Genomic DNA, 25,878 nt, shown 5'->3' with positions numbered 1-25,878 from the left:
ACAAAGGGGTTAGCGGTAATGGTGGCTGACGAAAAGCTCCTCGAGTACCTCAAGCGGGTGACGGCCGACCTCCATCAGACCCGGCAGCGTCTGCGCGAGGTGGAGTCCGAGGAGCAGCAGCCCATCGCGATCGTCGCGACGAGTTGCCGCTTCCCCGGCGGGGTCGCGAGCCCCGAGGACCTGTGGCGGCTCGTCGCCGAGGACGGCGACGCGATGTCGCCCTTCCCGGACGACCGCGGCTGGGACACCACGCGGCTCTACGACGCCGACCCCGACGCCGCGGGCACGTCCTATGTGCAGTCGGGCGGATTCCTCGACGGGGCGACGGAGTTCGACCCGGGCCTGTTCGGCATCAGCCCCCGCGAGGCGCTGTCGATGGACCCGCAGCAGCGGCTGCTCCTGGAGACGGCGTGGGAGGCGTTCGAGCGGGCGGGCATCGACCCGCTGTCGCTGTCGGGTGAGCGCGTCGGCGTGTTCGCCGGGTCCAGCGGCCAGGACTACGCGTCGCTGCTGCAGTTCTCGCCGGACAGCGTCGAGGGCTACGGTCTGACGGGCACCGCGGCCAGCGTGGTGTCGGGGCGGCTGTCCTACACGTTCGGCCTGGAGGGTCCCGCCGTCACCGTCGACACGGCCTGCTCGTCGTCGCTGGTCGCGCTGCACCTGGCCGCGCAGGCGCTGCGACAGGGCGAGTGCTCGCTGGCGCTGGCCGGCGGCGTGACGATCATGTCGACGCCCGGTGCGTTCATCGAGTTCAGCCGGCAGCGCGGCCTGGCCACGGACGGCCGCTGCAAGGCCTTCGCGAAGGCTGCCGACGGCACTGGCTGGGCCGAGGGTGCGGGTCTGCTGCTCCTGGAGCGCCTCTCCGACGCCCGCCGCAACGGCCACCGGATCCTCGCGGTCGTACGCGGTTCCGCGGTGAACCAGGACGGTGCGAGCAACGGTCTGACCGCCCCCAACGGGCCTTCGCAGCAGCGCGTCATCCAAGAGGCCCTGGCCAACGCCGGATTGTCCTCGGCGGACGTGGACGCGGTGGAGGCGCACGGTACGGGTACGACGCTGGGCGACCCGATCGAGGCGCAGGCGCTGCTCGCTACGTACGGGCAGAACCGGCCCGACGACCGGCCGCTGCTGCTCGGCTCCGTCAAGTCCAACATCGGCCACACCCAGGCGGCCGCCGGTGTCGCGGGCATCATCAAGATGATCGAGGCGATGCGGCACGGGACGCTGCCCCGCTCGCTGCACATCGACGAACCCACCCCGCACGTCGACTGGTCGGCCGGTGCGGTCCGGCTGCTGACCGAGGCGACGCCCTGGCCCGCGACGGACCGCCCGAAGCGGTTCGGCATCTCCTCGTTCGGCATGAGCGGGACGAACGCCCACACGGTCATCGAGGAGGCGCCCGCCGCGGAGGCCCCCGCACCGCAGGAGACCGGCCCGGCGGCCGGGCTCCCCGTGCTGCCGTGGACGGTGTCGGGCAAGACAGAGCAGGCCCTGCTGGCACAGGCCGCGCAGGTCCTCTCGTACGCGGAGACCACCGAAGCGAGCCCGCTGGACGTGGCCTTCTCGCTCGCCACCAGCCGTGCGGCCCTCGACCACCGGGCCGCCGTCGTCGGCACGGACCGCGAGAGCCTGCTGCGCGGCCTGCGGGCGCTGGTCTCCGGGGAGTCGGCCGCCGGCGTGACCCGCGGCACCGCCCCGGAGAGCGGACTGCTCGGCTTCCTCTTCTCCGGGCAGGGCTCGCAGCGGGTCGGCATGGGGCGTGAGCTCCACGCGGCGTTCCCGGTGTTCGCCGAGGCCTTCGACGCGGTCTGCGGGGAGCTGGACCGGCACTTGGAGACGCCGCTTCGTGGGGTCGTCTTCGGTGAGGGCGAGGGTGAGCTGCTGGACCGGACGCAGTTCACGCAGGCCGGTCTGTTCGCCCTCGAAGTCGCCCTGTTCGAGCTGGTGACGTCGTGGGGCGTGAAGCCGGATTACCTGCTGGGTCACTCGATCGGTGAGCTGTCGGCCGCGTACGTAGCCGGCGTGCTGTCCCTCGAAGACGCTGCCGCTCTGGTGGCCGCGCGGGGTCGTCTGATGCAGGCGCTCCCGACCGGAGGCGCGATGGTGTCCTTGCAGGCGGCGGAGGACGAGGTCCTGCCGCTGCTGGTCGACGGAGTGTCCATCGCCGCGCTCAACGGGCCTTCCGCCACGGTGATTTCGGGTGATGAGACGGCGGTTCTCGAGATCGCCGCGCACTTCGAGCGCGAGGGGCGCAAGACCAAGCGGCTGCGGGTGAGCCATGCCTTCCATTCGCCGCACATGGACGCCATGCTCGAAGAGTTCGGGAAGTTCGCGGGGACCCTGGAGTTCCGCGCGCCCGAACTGCCCCTCGTCTCGAACGTGACCGGCGGCGTCATCGCCGCCAAGGAACTGGCCGACCCCGACTACTGGGTGCGCCACGTCCGTGCCGCCGTCCGCTTCCACGACGGGATCCGGGCGCTCGCCGACCACGGCGTCACCGCGTTCCTGGAGATCGGCCCCGGCGGCGTACTGACCGCCCTGGGCCAGGACTGCCTGACCGATCTCCCCGCGGGGGCCGCGGAGCCCGCCTTCGTCCCCGCGCTGCGCACCGACAGGCCCGAGGGCCATGCGCTCGTCACCGCCCTCACCGAACTGCACGTCCACGGCAGCGGCCCGGACTGGACGGCCCTCTTCGAAGGCACCGGCGCGCTCATGACCGCGCTGCCCACCTACGCCTTCCAGCGGGCGCCGTACTGGCCGAAGCTGTCCGCCGCCTGGGCCGGCGACGCCACCGCCATGGGGCTGCGCTCGGCCGAGCACCCGCTGCTCAGCGCCGCGGTCGCCCTGGCCGGCGACGACGGCATGCTGTTCACCGGCAGACTCTCCCTGCAGACCCACCCCTGGCTCGCCGACCACACCGTCCTCGGCACCGTCCTGCTGCCCGGCACCGCCTTCGTCGAGCTGGCCATCCACGCCGGCGACCAGCTCGGCTGCGGGCAGATCGTGGAGCTCAACCTGGAGGCGCCGCTCATCCTTCCCGCCGAGGGCGGCGTCGCCGTACAGATGAGCGTCGGCACCCTCGACGAGAGCGGACACCGCGAGCTGTACGTCCACTCGCGGGCCGACGACGCACAGAGCGAGGACGGCTGGACCCGCAACGCCAGCGGAGTGCTCGCCCCCGGCCAGGCCGCGGCACCCGACTGGAGCGACTTCACCGCCTGGCCGCCCCCGGAGGCCGTCCGGATTCCCATGGACGACTTCTACGCCACGCTCGACGCCGCCAACTACGGCTACGGGCCCGCCTTCCAGGGCCTGCGGTCGGTGTGGCGGCGCGGCGAAGAGGTCTTCGCGGAGGTCCGTCTGCCGGAGGAACCGGCCGCCGAGGCCGGCAGGTTCGGCCTGCACCCCGCCCTGTTCGACGCCGCGATGCACTCGCGGGCCATGCTGGGCTCCGACGACGGCACGGAGTCCGGCCAGGAGCGGCTGCCCTTCTCCTGGACCGGAGTCTCCCTGTACGCCGCGGGCGCCGCCGAGCTGCGGGTGCGGCTCACCCCGACCGGCAGCCACACCGTGTCGGTCGCGCTGGCCGACGGCACCGGGGCACCCGTCGCCTCCGTCGAGGCCACGGCGCTGCGCCCGGTCTCCGCCGAGCAGCTCGACGTCGCCCGCAGTGCCCACCACGACCGTCTCTTCCGCGTCGAGTGGCCGGTGCTCACGGAGACCGGCACGGCGCCGGACACCAGCGGCTGGGCCGTCCTCGGCGACATCTCCTTCGGGCTGCCCGCGAACCTGCGGTACCCGGACCTGGTGGAGCTCGGCGAGGCCGTCGAGGCGGGCGGGCCGGTGCCCGACGTTCTCCTCGTCCCCTGTGTGTCCGAACCCGGCACGGACACCGTCGAGTCGGCGCACGGAGCCGCCGCCCGTGCCCTCGCGCTCGCCCAGATCCTCGTAGAGGACGACCGGTTCGCGTACACCCGCCTGGTCTTCGTCACCAGAGGCGCGGTCGGCGCCACCGCCGACGACGAGGTCGAGGACGTCGCACAGGCCACCGTGTGGGGCCTGATCCGCTCGGCGCAGTCGGAGAACCCCGGCCGGTTCACCCTCGTCGACCTCGACGGACTGCCCGCCTCGCACCGCGCGCTCCCGCAGGCCCTGGCCGGCGGCGAACCGCAGTGCGCCATCAGGGCGGGACAGGTGAGGGTGCCCCGGCTCGCCCGCGCGGCGGCGCCCGAGGCCCCCGCCGACGCACCGCTCCTCGGCAGGCCCGGCGGCACCGTTCTGATGACCGGCGCCACCGGCACGCTCGGCAAGCTGTTCGCCAGGCACCTGGTCACCGCGCACGGAGTCGAGCGGCTGCTGCTCGTCAGCAGGAGCGGCCCGCAGGCGCCTGGCGCGGCCGAACTGGAGGCCGAACTCACCGGCCTCGGCGCCACGGTGACCGTCGCGGCCTGCGACGTGGCCGACCGGGCCCGGCTCGGTGAGCTCCTGGCCGCCGTCCCCGCCGAGCATCCGCTGACCGCCGTCGTGCACGCCGCGGGCATCACCGACGACGGCGTGCTCAACGCGCTGACGCCGGCGCGCGTCACCGCGGTGCTGCGGCCCAAGGTGGATGCCGCGGTCGCGCTGCACGAACTCACCAAGGACCTGGACCTGTCCGCGTTCATCATGTTCTCCTCGGTCGCCGCCACCCTCGGCGGCGCGGGACAGGGCAACTACGCCGCGGCCAACGTCTTCCTGGACTCCCTCGCCCAGCACCGCCGCGCCCGCGGCCTCGCCGCGACCTCGCTCGCCTGGGGCCTGTGGGCCGAGCGCAGCGGCATGGCCGCGAGCCTCGACGACACCCAGCTGAGCCGGATCGGCAGGTCCGGTGTCGGCTCGCTGGAGTCGGCGGACGGCCTGGCCCTGTTCGACGCCACACGCACCCTGGACGACGCGACCCTGGTGCCCGCACCCCTGGACGTGTCCGGGCTGCGCGGTGCCACCACGGCCGACGCCGTGCCGCCGCTGCTGCGCGGCCTGGTGCGGCTGCCGGCCAGGCCCGCCGCGCAGAGCGGCGGCTCCGGCGAGGAACCACTCGCGCAGCGACTGGCGGGCCTCGACGAGGACGACCGGGCGGCAGCGGTCCTGGAGCTGGTGCGGACCCAGGCCGCCGCCGTACTCGGCTACGCCGCACCGGACGAGATCGGCGCCGGACGCGCCTTCAACGACCTCGGCTTCGACTCGCTCACCGCGATCGAGATGCGCAACCGCATGAACCTCGTCACCGGGCTGCGCCTGCCCTCCACCCTCGTCTTCGACTACCCGACCCCCGCCGCGCTCGCCGCGCACGTGGCCTCGCTCCTGGCGGGATCGGCCGCACCCGCCGGAACCCCCGGCCCGGTCAGGGCCGTCGACAGCGACGAACCCATCGCCATCGTCGGCATGAGCTGCCGGCTGCCGGGGAACGTGGAAACCCCCGAGGACCTGTGGCGCATGGTGGCCGACGGCGTGGACGCCATCACCGACGTACCCGCTGAGCGCGGCTGGGACATCGAGGGGCTCAGCGGCGGATTCCTCGCCGCCCCGGGCGACTTCGACCCCGCGTTCTTCGGGATATCGCCGCGCGAGGCGATCGCGATGGACCCGCAGCAGCGGCTGATGATGGAGTCCGCCTGGGAGGCCGTCGAGGCGGCGGGCATCGACCCGACCTCGCTGCGCGGCTCCCGCACCGGCGTCTTCGTGGGCTCCAGCGGCCAGGACTACACCGGACTGCTCCAGCAGGCGGAGGACAGCAACGCCGGGTACATCCTGACCGGCACCACCGCCAGCGTCATCTCCGGCCGCGTCTCCTACACGTTCGGACTGGAGGGCCCGGCGGTCACCGTCGACACCGCCTGCTCCTCGTCGCTGGTGGCACTGCACCTGGCGGCCCAGGCGCTGCGGCAGGACGAGTGCTCGATGGCGCTGGCCGGCGGCGTCATGGTCATGGCCACCCCGGCCGGTTTCGCCGGGCTCAGCGGGCAGGGCGGCTTCGCCTCGGACGGGCGCTGCCGTGCCTTCGCCGAGTCCGCCGACGGCACCGGCTGGAGCGAGGGCGTCGGCGTGCTGCTCGTCGAGCGGCTGTCCGACGCCCGCGCCAACGGTCACCCGGTGCTCGCGGTGCTCCGCGGCTCGGCGATCAACCAGGACGGCGCGAGCAACGGCCTCACCGCGCCCAACGGCCCCTCCCAGCAGCGCGTCATCCGCCAGGCCCTGGCCAACGCGGGGCTCGGCACCGCGGACGTCGACGTCGTCGAGGCGCACGGCACCGGCACCAAGCTGGGCGACCCCATCGAGGCCCAGGCGGTCCTCGCCACCTACGGCCAGGACCGCCCCGCCGACCGGCCGCTGCTGCTCGGCTCCATCAAGTCCAACATCGGCCACGCCCAGGCGGCCGCGGGCGTCACCGGGATCATCAAGATGGTCATGGCGATGCGGCACGGAACGGCGCCGCGCAGCCTCCACCTGGACGAGCCCACCTCCCACGTCGACTGGACGGCGGGCGCGGTGTCGCTGCTCCAGGAAGCAGTGCCGTGGCCCGAGACCGGCAGGCCGCGCCGCGCGGCCGTGTCCTCCTTCGGTATCAGCGGCACCAACGCGCACGTCGTCCTCGAACAGGGCGACGACGCGGGTACGGAGCCCGCCGCCGACCCGGCGGCGGACGCACCGGCCGCGGCCGCCGACGAACCCCTGATCGGCACGCCCGCGCTGCCGTTCGTGCTGTCCGCGGGCTCCGCGGACGCCCTGCGCGAGCAGGCCGCCCGGCTCCGCTCGCACCTGCTGGCCCACCAGGACGCAGCCCTCGCCGACGTCGGCTGGTCGCTGGCCACCGGCCGCGCCAGGCTCGCCCACCGGGCCGCGCTTGTCGCCGGTGACCGGGACGAGCTGCTGCACGGGCTCGCCGCCCTCGCGGACGGCACCGGAGCCCCCGGACTCGTCCAGGGCACCGCCCCCGCCGAACCGCCCAAGGTCGTCTTCGCCTTCCCCGGCCAGGGCGCCCAGTGGGCGGGCATGGCGCTCGAACTCCTCGACTCCTCACCGGTGTTCGCCGAGCGGCTGCGTGAATGCGCGACGGCCCTCTCGGCGTACACCGACTGGTCGCTGCTCGACGTGCTGCGCGGCGAGCCCGGCGCACCGGGCTTCGACCGGGTCGACGTCGTACAGCCCGCGCTGTGGGCGGTGATGGTGTCGCTCGCCGAGCTGTGGCGGGCGGGCGGCGTCGAACCCGCCGCCGTCGTCGGCCACTCGCAGGGCGAGATCGCCGCCGCCTGCGTGGCCGGGGCGCTGTCCCTGGACGACGCCGCCCGCGTGGTGGCACTGCGCAGCAAGGCGATCCTGGAACTCTCCGGCCTCGGCGGCATGGCATCGGTGCCGGAACCGGTCGACCGGGTGCGGGAACGGATCGCCCGCTGGGACGGCAGGCTGTCCGTCGCGGCAGTCAACGGCCCCTCGTCCGTCGTGGTCTCCGGCGACGCCGACGCACTGGACGACCTGCTCGCCACCTGCACCGCCGAGGGCCTGCGGGCCAAGCGGATCGACGTCGACTACGCCTCGCACAGCGCCCACGTGGAGCGGATCCACGAGCGGCTCGGCGAGGTCCTGGCCGGCATCACCCCCCGCGCCTCGGACGTGCCGCTGCACTCCACGGTGACCGGTGAACTCCTGGACACCACGGTCATGGACGCCGAGTACTGGTACCGCAACCTCCGCCGGACCGTCCGGCTCGAAGAGGCCACCCGCGGACTGCTCCGCTCCGGCCACTCCGTCTTCGTCGAGATCAGCCCCCATCCCGTCCTGGCCGTCGGACTCCAGGAGACCCTGGACGACGCACAGACGAACGGCGCCGTGCTCGGTTCGCTGCGCCGGGAAGAGGGCGGCCCCGCACGCTTCCTCACGTCGCTGACCACCGCGTACGTCCACGGCGCCGGCCTCGACTGGACGGCACTGTTCGCCGGACGCGACGCACGGCGGGCCGACCTGCCCACGTACGCCTTCCAGAACCGCCGCTACTGGCTGCCCATCAGGACCGGCGGCCCGGGTGACGCGGCCTCCATCGGGCTCGGCGCGACCGACCACCCGATGCTGGCCGCCGCGGTGACGCTCGCCGACACGGACAGCCATCTGTTCACCGGACAGCTGTCGGCGCAGACGCAGCGCTGGACCGCCGACCACGTCGTCATGGAGACCATCCTGCTGCCGGGCACCGGCTTCGTGGAGATGGCCCTGCGCGCGGCCCAGCAGGTCGGCTGCGACCTAGTGGAGGAACTCACCCTGGAGGCACCGCTGGTGCTGCCCGAACGGGGCGCCATCCAGGTGCAGCTCGTGGTGGGGGCGCCGGACGGCACCGGACACCGCCCGCTGACCGTCCACTCCCGCCCCGCCGGCCCCGCCGCGGAGGACTCCGGCGAACGCCCCTGGCTGCGGCACGCCACCGGTGTGCTCGCCGTCCGCGACGGCGCGCCGGACCCCGGCTTCGACTTCGCGGCCTGGCCGCCCCCCGCGGCCACCGCGCTGGAACTCGAAGGCGTCTACGAACAGGCCGCACTCCTCGGCTTCGACTACGGCCCGATGTTCCAGGGCCTGCGCTCCGCCTGGCAGTCGGGCGAGGACATCTACGCCGAGGTGGCCCTGCCCGAGGACGGCCGCGCCGAAGCCGCCGACTTCGGGCTGCACCCGGCGCTGTTCGACGCCGCCCTGCAGGCGATGGGGCTCGGCACCTTCGGCCCGGGTCAGGGACGCGGCGAGGACGCGGGCAAGCCGCGGCTGCCGTTCGCGTGGCGCGGTGTGCGCGTGTACGCGACCGGAGCGTCGGTGCTGCGCGTGCGGCTCTCCCCGAGCGGCGCCAACGGCATCGCCTTCCAGGTGGCCGACGGCACGGGCGCCCCCGTGGCGACGGTCGACTCCCTGGACATGCGCCCCGTCGACCCCCGGCAGCTCAAGACCGCGGGACACGGCGACCACGACTCGCTGTTCCGGCTGGAGTGGGCCGAGGCCCCCGTGGCCGCCGTGCCCACGGGCCTGCACTGGGCGGTCCTGGGCACCGACCCCGCGCCCCTCACCGCGGCGGGCGTGCGCACGGACACCCACCCGGACCTGGCCGCACTCCTCACGGAGGTCGAGAAGGGCGCCCCGCTGCCCGACGCCGTGGTCGTCACCCTCGGAGCCCTCACCGCGGGCGACGCCGCGACGGACACGACGGGTGCCGGAACAGGTGACGCGACAGGCGACATCGCACAGGACGCGCACACGGTCGCCCGTGCCACGCTCGCCCTGCTCCAGCGCTGGCTGGCCGACGAACGCCTCACCGCCGCACGGCTGGTGATCCGCACCTCGGGCGCGGTGGCCACCGTCGCGGGCGAGACCGTCGACGGCCTGACCGCCGCACCGGCCTGGGGCCTCGTCCGCTCGGCGCAGGCCGAACACCCCGACCAGTTCGTCCTGGTGGACGCCGACGACAGCGAGGCCTCGTGGCAGGCCCTGCCCGCGGCGCTCACCCTGCCCGAGCCGCAGTTCGCCCTGCGCGAAGGCACCGTGCTGGTGCCCCGCCTGGTCCGCACCGGACCGGCGGCCGATCCCGCGCCCGACACCGCCTTCGACGACCGGGGCACCGTACTCATCACCGGTGGCACCGGCACCCTGGGCAGCTCCCTCGCCCGCCACCTCGTCGACCGGCACGGCGTACGCCACCTGCTGCTCCTCAGCAGGCAGGGCGCCGCCGCCGACGGCGCCGCCGAACTGCTCGCCGAACTGCGCGACGCGGGCGCCCAAGCGCACGCCGTCGCCTGCGACACGGCGGACCGGGACCAACTGGCGCGCGTCGTCGAGGACATCGACGACGCGCACCCGCTGACCGCGGTGGTGCACGCCGCCGGCGTTCTCGACGACGGTGTCATCACCTCGCTCACCGACGAACGCCTCGACGCGGTGCTGCGCCCCAAGGTCGACGCCGCCGTGCACCTGCACGAGCTGACGCGGGACAGCGCGCTGAAGGCGTTCGTGATGTTCTCCTCGGCCGCGGGCACCCTCGGCAGCTCCGGCCAGGGCAATTACGCCGCGGCCAACGCCTTCCAGGACACGCTCGCCCACCACCGCCGCGCGGCCGGGCTCCCGGCCACCACCCTCGCCTGGGGGTTCTGGGCGCAGGCCAGCGGCATGACCGGACACCTCAGTGACGCGGAGGTGCTCCGCATGAGCGGCGGCGGGGTCACCGGCCTCAGCACCGAGGCGGGCCTCACCCTGTTCGACCTCGGCACGGCGGCCGGCGAACCGCTGCTGCTGCCCGTGCGCCTGGACCTCACGGCCCTGCGCGCCCAGGCGATGGCCGGCACGCTGCCGCCGCTGATGCGGAAGCTGGTCCGTGCCGCGGCGCCGCGCGCCGCCGCGGGCGACGACGCCACCGGCACCGGCGGAGTCGGCCTGGCACAGCGCCTGGCCGGGCTCTCCGAGGAGGACCGCGACCGCGTGGTGCTCGACCTGGTCCGCACCCACGCCGCGGCCGTGCTCGGCCACGCGTCGGCGGCGGCCGTCGAACCGGACATGGCCTTCAAGAAGCTGGGCTTCGACTCGCTCATCGCCGTCGACATGCGCAACCGGCTCAACGCGGCCTCCGGTCTCCGACTCCCCGCGACGCTCGTCTTCGACTACCCGACCCCGGCCGAACTGGCCGCGTACCTGCGGTCCGAGGTCGTCCCGGACGTGGCGGGCGCCTCGGACGCACCGGTGCTCGCGGGCATCGACCGCCTGGAGAACCTGCTCGCCGCCGTCGGCTCCGACGACGAGCAGCGCACACGGATCACCCTGCGGCTCAACGACATGCTCGCGAAGTGGGGCGATGTCCGGGTCGCCGCGGAACCGTCGGCGGCGCCCAAGGACCTGGACGCCGCGAGCGACGAGGAGATCTTCGACTTCCTCGGCAAGGAGTTCGGCATCTCGTGAACACACCGCAGCACCCGACCGAACCGCTCCGAGGGGGGACCCAGGCCATGACCGACAACGACAAGCTCCGCTATTTCCTGCGGCGGGTTACCGCCGACCTGCAGGAGACCCGCGGCCGGCTGCACGCCGCCGAGACCAAGGACAGCGAGCCCATCGCGATCACCGCGATGAGCTGCCGCTTCCCGGGCGGCGTGCGTACCCCCGAAGACCTGTGGCAGATCATGATGTCGAAGGTCGACGCGCTCTCCCCGTTCCCCGAGGACCGCGGCTGGGACTTTGAAGGGCTCTTCTTCCGGGACCCCGACGAGCCCGCCCGCAGCTACACGCTCGAAGGCGGATTCGTCTACGACATCCCGGACTTCGACCCCGAGTTCTTCGGGATCAGCCCGCGCGAGGCGCTGGCGATGGACCCGCAGCAGCGGCTCGTCCTGGAAGCGTCGTGGGAGGCCGTCGAGCGGGCCGGCATCGACATGTCGACCCTGCGCGGCAGTCAGACCGGCGTGTTCGTCGGCACCTCCTACCAGGGTTACGGCAGCACGGTGTTCGTCCCGCCGGAGGGCACCGAGATCTACCTCGGCGTCGGCAACACCAGCAGCGTCGCCTCCGGCCGGGTCGCCTACACCTTCGGCTTCAACGGCCCCGCCGTCACCGTCGACACGGCCTGCTCCTCGTCGCTGGTGGCGCTGCACATGGCCTGCCAGTCGCTGCGCAGGAACGAGTGCTCCATGGCACTGGCCGGCGGGGTCACCCTGATGTCGAGCCCCGGCGCGTTCACCGAGTTCAGCCGGCAGCGCGGACTGTCGAGCAGCGGCCGCTGCAAGGCGTTCTCCGCCGACGCGGACGGCACGGGCTGGGGCGAGGGCATCGGCATGTTCCTGGTCGAGCGGCTCTCCGACGCCCGGCGCAACGGGCACAAGGTGCTGGCCGTCGTCCGCGGCTCGGCGATCAACCAGGACGGCGCGAGCAACGGCCTCACCGCCCCCAACGGCCCCGCACAGCAGCGCGTCATCCGCCAGGCCCTGGCCGACGCGCGCCTGTCCCCGGCCCAGGTCGATCTCGTGGAGGCGCACGGCACGGGGACGACGCTGGGCGACCCGATCGAGGTGCAGGCGCTGGCCGCCACGTACGGCCAGGACCGACCCGCAGGCCGCCCGGTGTGGCTCGGCTCGGTCAAGTCGAACATCGGTCACACCCAGGCCGCCGCGGGAGCGGCGGGGCTGATCAAGATGGTCATGGCCGTGCAGCGCGGCACGCTGCCGCCCACCCTGCACGTCGAGAACCCCACGACGCACATCGACTGGTCCGACGGGCGCATGGCCCTGGTGACCGACCCCACGCCCTGGCCGGAGACCGGCCAGCCGCGCCGCGGCGGCATCTCCTCCTTCGGAGTCAGCGGCACCAACGCGCACGTCATCATCGAACAGGAACCGCCGGAGGAGCACGGGCCCGAGGCGGAGCGGCCGGAGGGTGAGCAGCCGGAGGGTGAGCGGAAGGAGGGTGAGCAGCAGGACACGGACCGCAGGGCACCGCTGGACGGAGTGCCGCTCCCGGTTGTCCTGTCCGCCCGCACGGAACAGGCCCTTGAGGATCAACTCCGCCGCTTGCAGACATATGTGACGGGCCATCCAGAGGTCGGGATAGCGGATCTCGGATACTCGCTCGCCACGGGCAGGACGAAGTTCAGCCATCGTGCGGTGGCGCTTGCGGGTGATGTGGGTTCTTTGGTGGGTGCGTTGTCGGCGGTGGTCGAGGGGCGTGCTGTTGGGGATGTGGTGCGGGGTGTGGCGGGCCGGGCTGTGCGTCCGGTGTTCGTGTTCCCGGGTCAGGGTGCGCAGTGGGTGGGTATGGCTGCGGGGTTGTTGGAGTCGTCGCCGGTGTTCGCGGGGCGGATGGCGGAGTGCGGTGCGGCGTTGGAGCCGTTCACGGACTGGTCTCTGCTGGATGTCGTACGTGGCGAGGAGAGCGCCCCGGGCTTCGACCGGGTGGATGTGGTGCAGCCGGTCCTGTGGGCGGTGATGGTGTCGCTCGCGGAGTTGTGGCGGGCGTGTGGTGTGGTGCCGGCGGCGGTGATCGGTCACTCGCAGGGTGAGATCGCGGCGGCGGTGGTCGCCGGGGGTCTGTCGTTGGAGGACGGTGCGCGGGTGGTGGCCCTGCGCTCCAAGGCCCTGCTGGCGTTGTCGGGTGGTGGCGGGATGGTGTCGGTGTCGCTTCCGGTGGCGGAGGTGCGTGAGCGCCTGACCGTGTGGGACGGCCGGATCTCGGTGGCGGCGGTGAATGGTCCGTCGTCGGTGGTGGTGTCGGGTGAGCCGGGGGCACTGGATGAGCTGGTGGTGTCCTGCACGGGACAAGGCGTGCGGGCGAAGCGGATCGCGGTGGACTATGCGTCGCACTCGGCTCAGGTGGAGCTGATCGAAGAGGAGCTGGCGGGTCTGCTGGCGGGGGTTGCGCCGGTGTCGGGCCGGGTGCCGTTCTACTCCACGCTGACCGGTGCGCTGCTGGATGACACGTCGGGTCTGGACGGCGGTTACTGGTACCGGAATCTGCGCTCCACGGTGGAGTTCGAGCGGGCGGTGCGGGCGGCTGCCAGTGATGGTCTGTCCGTGTTCATCGAGGTGAGCCCGCATCCCGTGTTGAATCTGGGGTTGCAGGAGATCTTCGAGGAGGCGGGCCGGGACGACGCGGTGGCGCTGGGGACCCTGCGTCGTGACGAGGACGAGGCGCACCGCTTCATGACCTCGGCGGCCGAAGCACACGTTCATGGTGTCGAACTGGACTGGGAGGCGGTGTTCGCGGGGCAGCGGGCCACCCGCGTGGACCTGCCCACCTACCCCTTCCAACGGCAGCGCTACTGGATCGACGACCTGCGTCCGGTCATGGAGGCGCCCGTCGGCGGGGCGGCCGAGCTGTCGCTCGCCGACGCCCAGTTCTGGTCCGCTGTCGAGCAGGAGGATTTCGACGGCCTCGTCGGCACACTGGACATCGAGGGCGGCGACGACGCCCGCTCGGCCCTGGGTGCGATGCTGCCCGCGCTGTCCTCGTGGCGCCGCCGCACCCGCGAGCTGTCCACCGTCGACGACTGGCGGTACGAGGTCGCCTGGCGTCCGCTGCCCGATGCGTCCGCCGCCCGGCTGTCCGGCCACTGGCTCGTCGTCGTGCCCGAGACCCACGCCGAGGACGCCCTGACCGCTGGGTGCCTCGCGGCGCTCGCCGACCACGGCGCCCAGGTGCTGCCCGTGACGGTCGACGGGGGCAAGCTGCGGCGCGACCTGTTCGCCGGCCACGACCTGCCCGCCGACATCGCGGGCGTGCTGTCGCTCCTCCAGCTCGACCACGCGCCGCACCCCGAACTGCCGGACGTGCCACGTGGCTACGCGGCCACCGTCGCACTGCTGCAGGCGCTCGGCGAGGCCGGAGTGTCCGCGCCGCTCTGGTGTGCCACGCGCGGCGCGGTGTCGGTGGGACCCGCCGACCCCATCGCCGGACCCGAGCAGGCCATGGCCTGGGGCATGGGGCGCGTCGCCGCGCTCGAACACCCCGACCGCTGGGGTGGGTTGATCGACCTTCCGGCGACCCTGGACGAACGGACGGCCGCGATGCTGAGCGGCGCGCTCGGCGGGGCCGGTGACGAGGACCAATTGGCCGTGCGGCAGTCCGGCACATTCGTACGCCGCCTCAACCGCGCCCGGCTCGGCGCCGCCCCCGGCACCCGGCGCTGGGACCCGAAGGGCACGACGCTCATCACCGGCGGAACCGGCGCGCTCGGCGGGCACGTCGCGCGCTCGCTGGCCCGCGAGGGCGCCGAGCACCTGCTGCTGGTCAGCCGTCGCGGCCCGGACGCGCCCGGCGCCCAGGCCCTGCGGGACGAACTGACCGCGCTGGGCGCCCGTGTGACCGTCACCGCGTGCGACGCGGGTGACCGGGACGCGCTGGCGGAGGTCGTCGCCGCCGTGCCCGCCGAGCATCCGCTGACCGGCGTCGTGCACACAGCGGCCGCGCTCGACGACGGCCTGCTCGACACGCTCACCCCGGACCAGCTTTCCAACTCCCTGCACGCCAAGGCCAGTTCCGCGCGGAACCTGGACGAGCTGACACGCCACCACGACCTGTCGGCCTTCGTGCTGTTCTCCTCGTTCGGCGGCATCGTCGGCACCCCGGGCCAGGGCAACTACGCACCGGGCAATGCCTACCTCGACGCGCTGGCCCAGGAGCGCAGGGCCGCGGGTCTGGTGGCCACCTCCATCGCCTGGGGCGCCTGGGGCGGCGGCGGCATGGCGGAAGGCGAGTTCGGCGAGACCCTCAACCGGCACGGGCTGCGCGAGATGGCGCCCGAGGCGGCCGCGGGCGCGCTGCGGCAGGCCGTGGAGCACGACGCCACCTGCCTGCTGATCGCGGACATCGACTGGGAGCGGTTCTTCGTCGCCTTCACCGCGACCCGGCCGAGCCCGCTCCTCGCCGACGTGCCCGAGGTGCGCCGCATCGCGCAGGACGGCACGGGCCGGGTGGGATCCGGCGGTGAGGAGCAGTCGGCGCTGGTGCAGCGGCTCGCCGGGCTCTCCGAGGCGGAGCAGGACGCACTGCTCCTGGAGGCCGCGCGCGAGCAGGTCGCGGCGGTGCTCGGACTCACCGGACCCGAGGCCGTGGGGGTCAAGCGCGCCTTCCGCGAGATGGGCTTCGACTCCGTCACCGCCGTCGAGCTGCGCAACCGCATCGGCGCCAAGACCGGCCTCAAGCTTCCGGTCACCCTGGCGTTCGACTACCCGACGCCGCAGCGCCTCGCCGGGTTCCTGCGCGAGCAGCTCGTACGCGACGGGGAGACCATGGCCGTGACCGCGCTGGAGGAACTGGACCGGATCGAGAAGGAACTGACCGGGGTCGCGCCGGACGATGCGGGACGGGCCCGGGTGGTGCGCCGCGTGCAGGCACTGATGGCCCGGCTGCAGGGCGGGTCCGCCGACGAGGCTCCGGTCGGCGAGGAGATCGAATCCGCCTCCGACGACGAGATGTTCGAGCTCCTCGGCAAGAAGTTCGGCATCTCCTGAACGCCCTCAGCGGCACCCACCACGATCACCGCAGTTCCTGACAGAGGGGTCGCCCGATGGCGAACGAAGAAAAGCTCCGGTACTTCCTGAAGCGGGTCAGCACCGATCTCGAAGCGGCACACGAGCGGATCCGCGAGATGGAGGAGCGTGACACCGAGCCGATCGCCATCATCGGCATGAGCTGCCGCTACCCGGGCGGCGTGCGGTCGCCGGAGGATCTGTGGGACCTGGTCGCCGCGGGCACCGACGGCCTGTCGCCCTTCCCTTCGGACCGCGGCTGGAACCTGGACAGCGTGTTCCAGCCCGCGCCCGACGGGGCGTCGTACGCGGGCGAGGGCGGCTTCGTCCAGGACGCGGGCGATTTCGACGCGGCGTTCTTCGGCATCAGCCCGCGCGAGGCCCTGGCCACCGACCCGCAGCAGCGGCTGCTCCTGGAGACGGCGTGGGAGGCGTTCGAGCGGGCGGGCATCGATCCGGAGTCGCTGCGCGGCAGCCGGACCGGTGTCTTCGCCGGCACGAACGGCCAGGACTACCCCTATCTGCTGATGGGGGCGGAGGCAGGGCTCGAGGGGTACATGGGCACGGGCAGCGCCGCGGCCGTGGTGTCCGGCCGGGTCTCGTACACCCTCGGTCTCGAAGGGCCTGCGGTCACCGTGGACACCGCGTGCTCCTCGTCGCTGGTGGCGCTGCACCTCGCCGCCCAGGCCCTGCGCAAGGGCGAGTGCTCGCTGGCGCTCGCGGGAGGGGTCACCGTGATGGCGACCCCGGGCATGTTCAGCAGTTTCAGCGCACAGCGCGGACTCGCCCTGGACGGTCGCTGCAAGGCGTTCGCCGCGGCGGCCGACGGCACCGGCTTCGCCGAGGGCGTCGGGCTGCTCCTCGTGGAGCGGCTCTCCGACGCCCGACGCAACGGCCACCGCGTCCTCGCCGTGCTCCGCGGCTCCGCGGTCAACCAGGACGGTGCGAGCAACGGCCTGACCGCGCCCAACGGCCCCTCCCAGCAGCGCGTCATCGAGCAGGCGCTCGCCGACGCGCGCCTGGGCCCCGAGCAGGTCGACGCGGTCGAGGCGCACGGCACCGGCACGGTACTCGGCGACCCCATCGAGGCGCAGGCGCTGCTGGCCACCTACGGTCAGGAGCGCTCGGCGCAGCGCCCGCTGTGGCTGGGATCGGTGAAGTCGAACATCGGTCACACGCAGGCCGCCGCCGGCGTCGCCGGGATCATCAAGATGGTCATGGCGATGCGGCAGGGAGTGCTGCCGCCCACCCTCCACGTGGACGCCCCGACACCGCATGTGGACTGGACGGCCGGTCAGGTGCGGCTTCTGACGGAACGGACCGACTGGCCCGAGACGGGCGAGCCGCGTCGCGTGGGCGTCTCGTCGTTCGGCATCAGCGGGACCAACGCCCACGTCATCATCGAACAGGCCGACGAGCAGGCCGGGCGCACCGACACCGACGCGGACGCACTCCCCGACACAGCGGATGTACGCCCCGACGCAGTCGTACATTGCGACACAGCGGACGTACGTCCCGGCCTCGTCCCCTGGGTGATATCCGCGCGCGGAAAGGCGGCGCTCGCCGGACAGGCGGCCAGGCTGCGGGCTCTGCTCGCCGCGCACCCCGAGTACGACCCCGTCGACGTCGCCCACTCGCTGGCGACCACACGCACCGCCTTCGAGGACCGTGCGGTCGTCGTCGGCGCGGACCGCGACGAGCTGCTGCGCGGCCTCGACGCCCTCGTGGCCGACGAGGCGGGGCCGGTGCGCGGCACCGTGACGGAGGGAAAGCTCGCGTTCCTGTTCAGCGGGCAGGGCAGCCAGCGGCTCGGCACGGGACGTGAACTCGCCGCCCGCTTCCCCGTGTTCCGCGAGGCGTTCGACGAGGTCTGCGCAGAGCTGGCCCCGCACCTCGATCGCCCGTTGCGCGACGTCCTGTACGCCGAGGAGGCGAGCGACGAGGCCGGTCTGCTGCACCGGACGGCCTACACCCAGGCCGCCCTGTTCGCCGTCGAGGTCGCGCTGTCCAGGCTCCTCCGCCACTGGGGTGTCGAACCCGACCTGCTCGCGGGCCACTCCATCGGCGAGCTGGCCGCCGCCCATGTCGCGGGCGTCCTCTCCCTCCAGGACGCCGGCACGCTGGTCGCCGCCCGGGGCCGCCTGATGCAGGCCCTTCCGGAGCGCGGGGCGATGGTCTCGCTCCAGGCGGCGGAGGACGAGGTCCTGCCGCTGCTGGTCGAGGGTGTCTCGATCGCCGCGCTCAACGGACCGTCCGCCACGGTGATTTCGGGTGATGAGGCGGCGGTTCTCGAGATTGCCACGCACTTCGAGGGCGAGGGTCGCAAGACCAAGCGGCTGCGGGTGAGCCATGCCTTCCACTCGCCGCACATGGACGCCATGCTCGACGATTTCCGCGCGGTCGCCCAGGGGATCACGTTCCGTCCGCCGCGGATCCCGATCGTCTCCAACGTCACCGGCGCGATCGTCCCCGCCGAGGAGATCTGCACCGCCGAGCACTGGGTGCGCCATGTGCGCCAGGCCGTCCGCTTCGACGACAGCGTCCGCACCCTGGCCGAGCAGGGGGTCACCACCTTCGTCGAACTGGGTCCCGACGGTGTGCTCTCCGCCCTGGTGGCGGACAGCCTGGCGGGCCGCACCGCCGACCCGGCGGCCGAACCCGCCGTCGCCTTCCCCGTGCTGCGCGGCGACCGCCCCGAGACCAGGGCCGCACTGACCGCACTGGCCCGCCTGCACGTGCGCGGACGGAACCCGGACTGGTCCGCCGTCCTGCCCGGCGCCGGTCAAGTCCCCCTGCCCACCTACGCGTTCCAGCGCAGCCGGTACTGGCCCGAGTCCCTGATGTGGACGGCGGCCCCCGATGGCGCGGCCGGCGAGGACCCCGCCGAGGCTGGATTCTGGTCCGCCGTGGAGCGCACGGATCTGGACGCCGTGACCGGGACGCTGGCCCTGGAAGGGGACCAGCCGCTGAGCGTCGTGCTGCCCGCACTGGCCGAGTGGCGGCGCGCCCGGCGGGAGCAGTCCGCCCTCGACTCCCTTCGCTACGAGGTCCGTTGGCGGACCGTGCCGGAGGCCGAGGACGCCGCGCCCGCCGGTACCTGGCTCGTCGTGGGCCCCGACGACGACACCACCGACGCGGCCGCCGGCGCCCTGACCGGGCGGGGTGCCACCGTCGTACGGCTGAGGACACCCGGCGGAACGGCCGGACACGATGAGCGGGCCGTACATGACGAGCGGGCCACGCTCGCCGAGCGGCTCCGGGAAGCCCTGCGCGGACCGGACGAGCCGGGCCGGGCCCTGCCGGTCGCCGGAGTCCTGTCCCTGACGGGCCCGACCAACGGTGGCGCGGACGGCACCGAAGCCCTGCTCCGTACCCTCGCACTGGTGCAGGCGCTGGGCGACGCCCAGGTCGCCGCGCCCCTGTGGCTCGCCACCCGCGGTGCGGTCTCCGTGGGCGCCTCCGACCCGCTGACCCACCCGGAACAGGCGATGCTCTGGGGCCTCGGCCAGGTCGTGGCGGCCGAGGAACCGGCACGCTGGGGAGGTCTCGTCGACCTGCCCGACGTGCTGGACGCCCGCGCGGGACGTCGCCTGCTCGCCGTCCTCGCGGCGCGCGACGGCGAGAACCAACTCGCGATCCGCCCCACGGGAGTTCACGCCCGCAGGCTCACCAGGCCCGCCCCGGGACCGGCGGCCACCCGGACGGCGTGGCAGCCCTCCGGCACCGTCCTGGTCACCGGCGGCACCGGCGCGCTCGGCGCCGTCGCAGCACGCTGGCTGGCCCGCAACGGAGCCGCCCGCCTCGTCCTCGTCAGCCGCAGCGGCAACGACGCCCCCGGCGCCGCCGAGCTGGTCGCCGAGCTGACCGGGCTCGGCACCGAGGTCACCGTCGCCGCGTGCGACGCCGCCGACCGCGACGCGCTGGCCGCCCTGCTGACATCGCTGCCCGCCGACGAGCCGCTGACCGCGGTGGTGCACACGGCCGGAGTGCTCGACGATGGCATGCTCGCCTCGATGACCCCGGAGCAGGTCGTCAAGGTCCTGCGGCCGAAGGTCGACGCCGGGCTCAACCTCCACGAACTGACCCGCGACCTGGACCTGTCCGCGTTCGTCCTCTTCTCCTCGCTGGCCGCCACCTTCGGCAACGCCGGCCAGGGCGCCTACGCGGCGGGCAACGCCTTCCTCGACGCGCTCGCGGCCGACCGCCGCGCCCACGGCCTGCCCGCCACGTCCATCGGCTGGGGCGCCTGGGCGGGGGCCGGCATGGCCGCCGACCCGGTGGTCGCCGAACGCGTCCGCAGCGGCGGCATGCCGCCGCTGCCGCCCGAGCAGGCCATGGCCGCGCTCCGCCAGGCGGTCGAACACGGCGCCGCCCACCTCGTCGTCGCCGACGTGGACTGGGCGCGCTTCGCCCCCACGCTCCTGGCGAGCGGGCGCTCCGCATTCATCGGCGAACTCCCCGAGGTGCGCGCCCTGCCGGCCTCCGACGCCGCGCCGAAGTCGGCCGAACAGGGCACCGAAGCGCTGCGCGCCCGGCTGTCGGGCGCCTCCGCGGGAGAGCACGAGCAGATCCTGCTGGCCCTGGTCAGCGGGCAGGCCGCAGCCGTGCTCGGGCACACGTCCACGGAGGCGGTACAGCCCTCCCGCGCCTTCCGCGACCTGGGCTTCGACTCGCTCACCGCTGTGGAACTGCGCAACCTGCTAGGCAGCAGCACCGGCCTTGCCCTGCCCGCCACGCTGGTCTTCGACTATCCGACCCCGCTCGTCCTCGCCCGGCACCTGCGCGACGAACTGGCGGGCACCAGTACCGACCCCGCGCACGACCAGCCGCTCGCGGCCCCGGCCGCCCTCGACGATGACCCGATCGCGATCGTCGGCATGGGCTGCCGCTTCCCCGGCGGCGCCCAGTCGCCGGAGGAGCTGTGGCGGCTCCTGGAGTCGGGCACCGACACCATCTCCCCGCTGCCCGCCGACCGGGGTTGGGACATCGACCGGCTCTACAGCGAGGACCCGGAACAGCAGGGCACCTCGTACGTCCGCGAAGGCGGGTTCCTGGCAGGCGCGGCCGAGTTCGACGCCGCGTTCTTCGGTATCGCGCCGCGCGAGGCACTGGCGATGGACCCGCAGCAGCGGCTGCTCCTCGAAACGTCCTGGGAGGCTTTCGAGCGCGCCGGGATCGACCCCGATTCGGTACGGGGCACACGCGTCGGCGTCTTCGCGGGCACCAACAGCCAGGACTACACAGGAATGTTGCTGGGCTCCGCCGAGAGCGCGGAGGGGCTGGTCGGCACCGGCAACGCGGCGAGCGTGGTCTCGGGCCGCGTCTCGTACACCCTGGGACTCCAGGGGCCCGCCGTCACGGTCGACACGGCGTGCTCGTCGTCGCTGGTCGCCCTGCACCTGGCGGTCCAGGCGCTGCGGTCGGGCGAGTGCACCATGGCGCTGGCCGGCGGTGTGACCGTGATGTCGACCCCGTCGGCGTTCATCGAGTTCAGCCGCCAGCGCGGCCTGGCCACGGACGGCCGGTGCAAGGCGTTCGCCGAGGCCGCCGACGGCACCGGCTGGGGCGAGGGCGTCGGCATGCTCCTGGTGGAGCGCCTCTCCGATGCCCGCCGCAACGGCCATGAGGTCCTCGCGGTGGTCCGTGGCTCCGCGGTGAACCAGGACGGCGCGTCCAACGGTCTGACCGCCCCCAACGGCCCCGCGCAGCAGCGCGTGATCCGCCAGGCGCTGGCGAGCGCGGGCCTGTCGGCGGCGGACGTGGACGCGGTGGAGGCGCACGGTACGGGTACGACGCTGGGCGACCCGATCGAGGCGCAGGCGCTGCTCGCTACGTACGGGCAGAACCGGCCCGACGACCGGCCGCTGCTGCTCGGCTCCGTCAAGTCCAACATCGGCCACACCCAGGCGGCCGCCGGTGTCGCGGGCATCATTAAGATGGTCATGGCGATGCGGCACGGCGTCCTGCCCCGGACCCTGCACGTGGACGCGCCGTCCTCCCACGTCGACTGGTCAGCCGGTGCCGTCGAGCTCCTGACCGAGCCGGTGGTCTGGCCGGAGACCGGACAACCGCGCCGCGCGGCGGTGTCGTCGTTCGGCGTCAGCGGCACCAACGCCCACACCATCATCGAGCAGGCTCCGGAGCTGGAGTCTGTGGTGTCGGAGTCCGTGGCCGGGTCTGCTCCGGTGGTGGGTGCGGGTGTGCCGTTCGTGCTGTCGGGCAAGTCGGAGGATGCGCTGCGGGCGCAGGCGGAGCGGTTGCGGCTGGCTGTTGATGGCGGTGGCTCACTGGCGGAGTTGTCTGCTGTGGGGCGGTCGTTGGCGCTTGGCCGGTCGCGGTTCGAGCATCGTGCGGTGGTGCTTGCGGGTGGTGTGGAGGAGCTGCGGTCGGGTCTGGAGTCGGTGGCGCTGGGTGGTGGTTCGGCTGCCGGCGTGGTGCGGGGTGTGGCGGGCCGGGCTGTGCGTCCGGTGTTCGTGTTCCCGGGTCAGGGTGCGCAGTGGGTGGGTATGGCGGCGGGGTTGTTGGAGTCGTCGTCGGTGTTCGCGGGGCGGATGGCGGAGTGCGGTGCGGCGTTGGAGTCGTTCACGGACTGGTCTCTGCTGGATGTCGTGCGTGGCGGGGAGGGTGCGCCTGGGTTTGACCGGGTGGATGTGGTGCAGCCGGTCCTGTGGGCGGTGATGGTGTCGCTCGCGGAGTTGTGGCGGGCGTGTGGTGTGGTGCCGGCGGCGGTGATCGGTCACTCGCAGGGTGAGATCGCGGCGGCGGTGGTCGCCGGGGGCTTGTCGCTGGAGGACGGTGCGCGGGTGGTGGCCCTGCGCTCCAAGGCCCTGCTGGCGTTGTCGGGTGGTGGCGGGATGGTGTCGGTGTCGCTTCCGGTGGCGGAGGTGCGTGAGCGCCTGACCGTGTGGGACGGCCGGATCTCGGTGGCGGCGGTGAATGGTCCGTCGTCGGTGGTGGTGTCGGGTGAGCCGGGGGCACTGGATGAGCTGGTGGTGTCCTGCACGGGACAAGGCGTGCGGGCGAAGCGGATCGCGGTGGACTATGCCTCGCACTCGGCTCAGGTGGAGCTGATCGAGGAGGAGCTGGCGGGTCTGCTGGCGGGTGTGGTGCCGGTGTCGGGCCGGGTGCCGTTCTATTCGACGTTGACCGGTGCGCTGCTGGATGACACGTCGGGTCTGGACGGCGGTTACTGGTACCGGAATCTGCGCTCCACGGTGGAGTTCGAGCGGGCGGTGCGGGCGGCTGCCAGTGATGGTCTGTCCGTGTTCATCGAGGTGAGCCCGCACCCGGTGCTGAACCTGGGGCTGCAGGAGACCTTCGACGCGGCGGACAGCGACGCGGTCGCCCTGGGCACTTTGCGTCGCGACGAGGACGAGGCGCACCGCTTCATGACCTCGGCGGCCGAAGCACACGTCCACGGCGTCGAGCTGGACTGGGAGGCGGTGTTCGCGGGGCAGCGGGCCACGCATGTGGACCTGCCGACCTATCCCTTCCAACGGCAGCGCTACTGGCCGAAGCCCATGGTCCTAGCCGCCCCGGCGGCGCACGGCGGTGACCCGGTGGACACGGCGTTCTGGGACGCTGTGGAGAACCAGGACTTCGGGACGCTCGCAGACACCCTGGGGATCGGCGCGGACGGCCGGGACTCCTGGTCGGACGTGCTGCCCACACTGTCCTCCTGGCGACGGCAGCAACGCGAACAGTCCGTCGTGGACGGCTGGCGGTACCGCGTCGTCTGGAAGCCGCTGGAGCGCGCCGTCGCGCCGGGCGGCGGCGGGCCGTCCGGGACCTGGCTGATCGTCACCTCCCAGGGCGTGAAGGACGACGAGCCCGTTCGTGCGGTGGAGCAGGAGCTGGCCCGGCGCGGGGCGCGTACCGTACGCGTGTCCTTCGAGGCCGACGACACGGGACGCGCCATGGCCCTCCAGTGGCTCGGGGACGCGCTCGTCGACGGACCCGTCGAGGGCGTCCTCTCCTTCCTCGCACAGGACGAACGCCCCGACCCCTTCCACCCGGTGGTTACCGCGGGCGTCGCGGCGACCACCTCCCTCGTCCAGGCCATGACCGACCTGGACGTCACCGCACCCTTGTGGTGCCTGACGAGGGGCGCGGTCGCGGTGAGCCGCGCCGAGCCGCTCGCGCGGCCGGTCCAGGCGCAGACCTGGGGGCTCGGCCGGGTGATCGGTCTTGAGCACCCCGAGCGCTGGGGCGGCCTCATCGACCTGCCGGCCGTGCTCGACGAGCAGTCGGCCGCACGGGTCTGCGGACTGCTCGCCGGGGCCGGTGACGAGGATCAACTGGCCGTGCGTTCCCAGGGCGTGGTCGTACGCAGGCTGGTGCGGGCACCCGTCGACCGTACGAAGGCCGCGAAGCCCTGGCAGCCGCGCGGCACCGCGCTGGTCACCGGCGGCATGGGCGCCCTCGGCGGTCACGTCGCCCGCTGGCTCGCCGGGCACGGCGCGGAGCACCTGGTACTGACCGGGCGTAGAGGCGCCGACACTCCCGGCGCGGCCGCGCTCGAGGCCGAACTCACCGCCATGGGAGTCCGGGTGACCCTCGCGGCCTGCGATGTCGCGGACCGTACGGCCCTGGCCGCCCTGGTCAAGGAGGTGGAGGCGGCCGACGGCGCGCCCATCCGCTCGGTGGTGCACGCCGCGGGGGAGACGCTGCAGGCGGGCCTCAGGGATTCCGACCCGGCGCAGTTCGCCCGCGTCATGGCGGCGAAGGCGGCCGGCGCGGCGTACTTGGACGAACTGTTCGCCGACGGTTCGCTGGACGCCTTCGTCCTGTTCTCCTCGGGGGCAGCCGTCTGGGGCGGCGCCGCGCAGGGCGCGTACGCCGTCGGCAACTGCTCCCTCGACGCCCTGGCGGAGCACCGCAGGTCCCGGGGGCTGCCCGCGACCTCGGTCGCCTGGGGCGGCTGGGCGGGCGGCGGCATGGTGGACGACGCCGCCGAGGACACCCTCGTACGCCGCGGACTGCGGCCGATGGCGGCCGAGTCGGCCGTGCGGGCGCTCGTCCAGGCTGTGGAGCAGGGCGAGACCTGTCTGACCGTCGCCGACATCGACTGGACGCGGTTCGCGCCGGCCTTCACCATCTCCAGGGCCCGGCCGCTGATCGAGGACGTCCCCGAGGCCGCCGCCGCGCTCAGGACCGACGAGCCGATCAAGGAAACGGCTGCCTCGCCGGCCGCCGTTCTGCGGGAGCGGCTCGCATCGGCGTCGGACGCGGAGCGCGACAGGACGCTCCTGGAGCTGGTGCGCACCGAGGCGGCTGCCGCGCTGGGGCACCCCTCCGCCGACGCGGTGGAGCCCCGACGGGCTTTCAAGGAGCTGGGGTTCGACTCGGTCATGGCGGTCGATCTGCGCAACCGGCTCACCGCGGCCACCGGCGTACGTCTCGAGACCACCGTGGTCTTCGACGAGCCGTCCCCGGTGGCGCTGCGCGACCGGCTGCGCCGCGAACTGCTGCCGGCGGACGCGGGGCCCGATGCCGCGGGCGCCGAGACCTCGCAGGACGCCGAGGCGCGTGCCGTGCTCGCCGCCTTGCCGATCGCCAGGATCCGCGCGGCAGGCCTGCTGGACCAGCTGCTGCGCCTCGCCGGGGGCGCCGACGGGGAAGAGGCCGGGGCGGGGCGGGAGGTGCCCAGGTCCGGGGACCGGGTGGACGAGATCAACGCCATGGACATCGATGACCTCGTCCGGATGGCGACGGGGACGAAGGACGCCTGATGTCGGAACTGCCGACGCGTGAACTGCCGATGCGCGAGCTGCTGACGCGCGAGGTGCCGATGTGCGAGCTGCTGACGCGCGAACTGCCGATGCGAGAACTGCCGATGCGACGACCAGTGTGGAGCAGATGATGGGGA

The 25,878-nt window shown here is 73.5% G+C and carries 4 protein-coding genes; all 4 read left to right on the top strand.

Features of this window, described 5'->3' with window-relative positions; translation table 11 throughout:
- The first annotated feature begins 21 nt into the window (after positions 1-21).
- The 4 genes from OHA19_RS43645 to OHA19_RS43630 are packed head-to-tail and all read left to right on the top strand — an operon-like array spanning position 22 to position 25,872.
- The gene (locus OHA19_RS43645) at positions 22-10,953 is read left to right on the top strand and encodes an SDR family NAD(P)-dependent oxidoreductase (protein WP_405753536.1); all 10,932 of its coding nucleotides are present in this window, start codon (positions 22-24) and stop codon (positions 10,951-10,953) included.
- Positions 10,950-15,992 (top strand): type I polyketide synthase, encoded by a 5,043-nt coding sequence (locus OHA19_RS43640; RefSeq protein WP_405753512.1) that lies wholly within the window; start codon positions 10,950-10,952, stop codon positions 15,990-15,992. Before OHA19_RS43645 ends, OHA19_RS43640 begins: the two co-directional genes overlap by 4 nt.
- Before the next feature lie 56 nt (positions 15,993-16,048).
- Positions 16,049-25,741, top strand: coding sequence for a type I polyketide synthase (locus OHA19_RS43635; protein ID WP_331754616.1), 9,693 nt, complete (start codon positions 16,049-16,051; stop codon positions 25,739-25,741).
- Entirely contained in the window at positions 25,741-25,872 is a 132-nt protein-coding gene (locus OHA19_RS43630; RefSeq protein WP_331754614.1) for a hypothetical protein, read from the top strand. The genes OHA19_RS43635 and OHA19_RS43630 overlap by 1 nt, the downstream gene beginning before the upstream one ends.
- Positions 25,873-25,878 lie beyond the last annotated feature (6 nt).

The organism is Streptomyces sp. NBC_00012 (assembly GCF_045040875.1).
Classification (GTDB): Bacteria; Actinomycetota; Actinomycetes; order Streptomycetales; family Streptomycetaceae; genus Streptomyces.
The sequence above is the reverse complement of the archived record's forward strand: the minus strand, read 5'-3'. Positions and strand labels throughout refer to the sequence as shown.

Bases quoted from the DNA above. Each gene is read 5' to 3' on its own strand.
- OHA19_RS43630 (WP_331754614.1), top strand. From the start codon at position 25,741: ATGTCGGAACTGCCGACGCGTGAACTGCCGATGCGCGAGCTGCTGACG.
- OHA19_RS43635 (WP_331754616.1), top strand. From the start codon at position 16,049: ATGGCGAACGAAGAAAAGCTCCGGTACTTCCTGAAGCGGGTCAGCACC.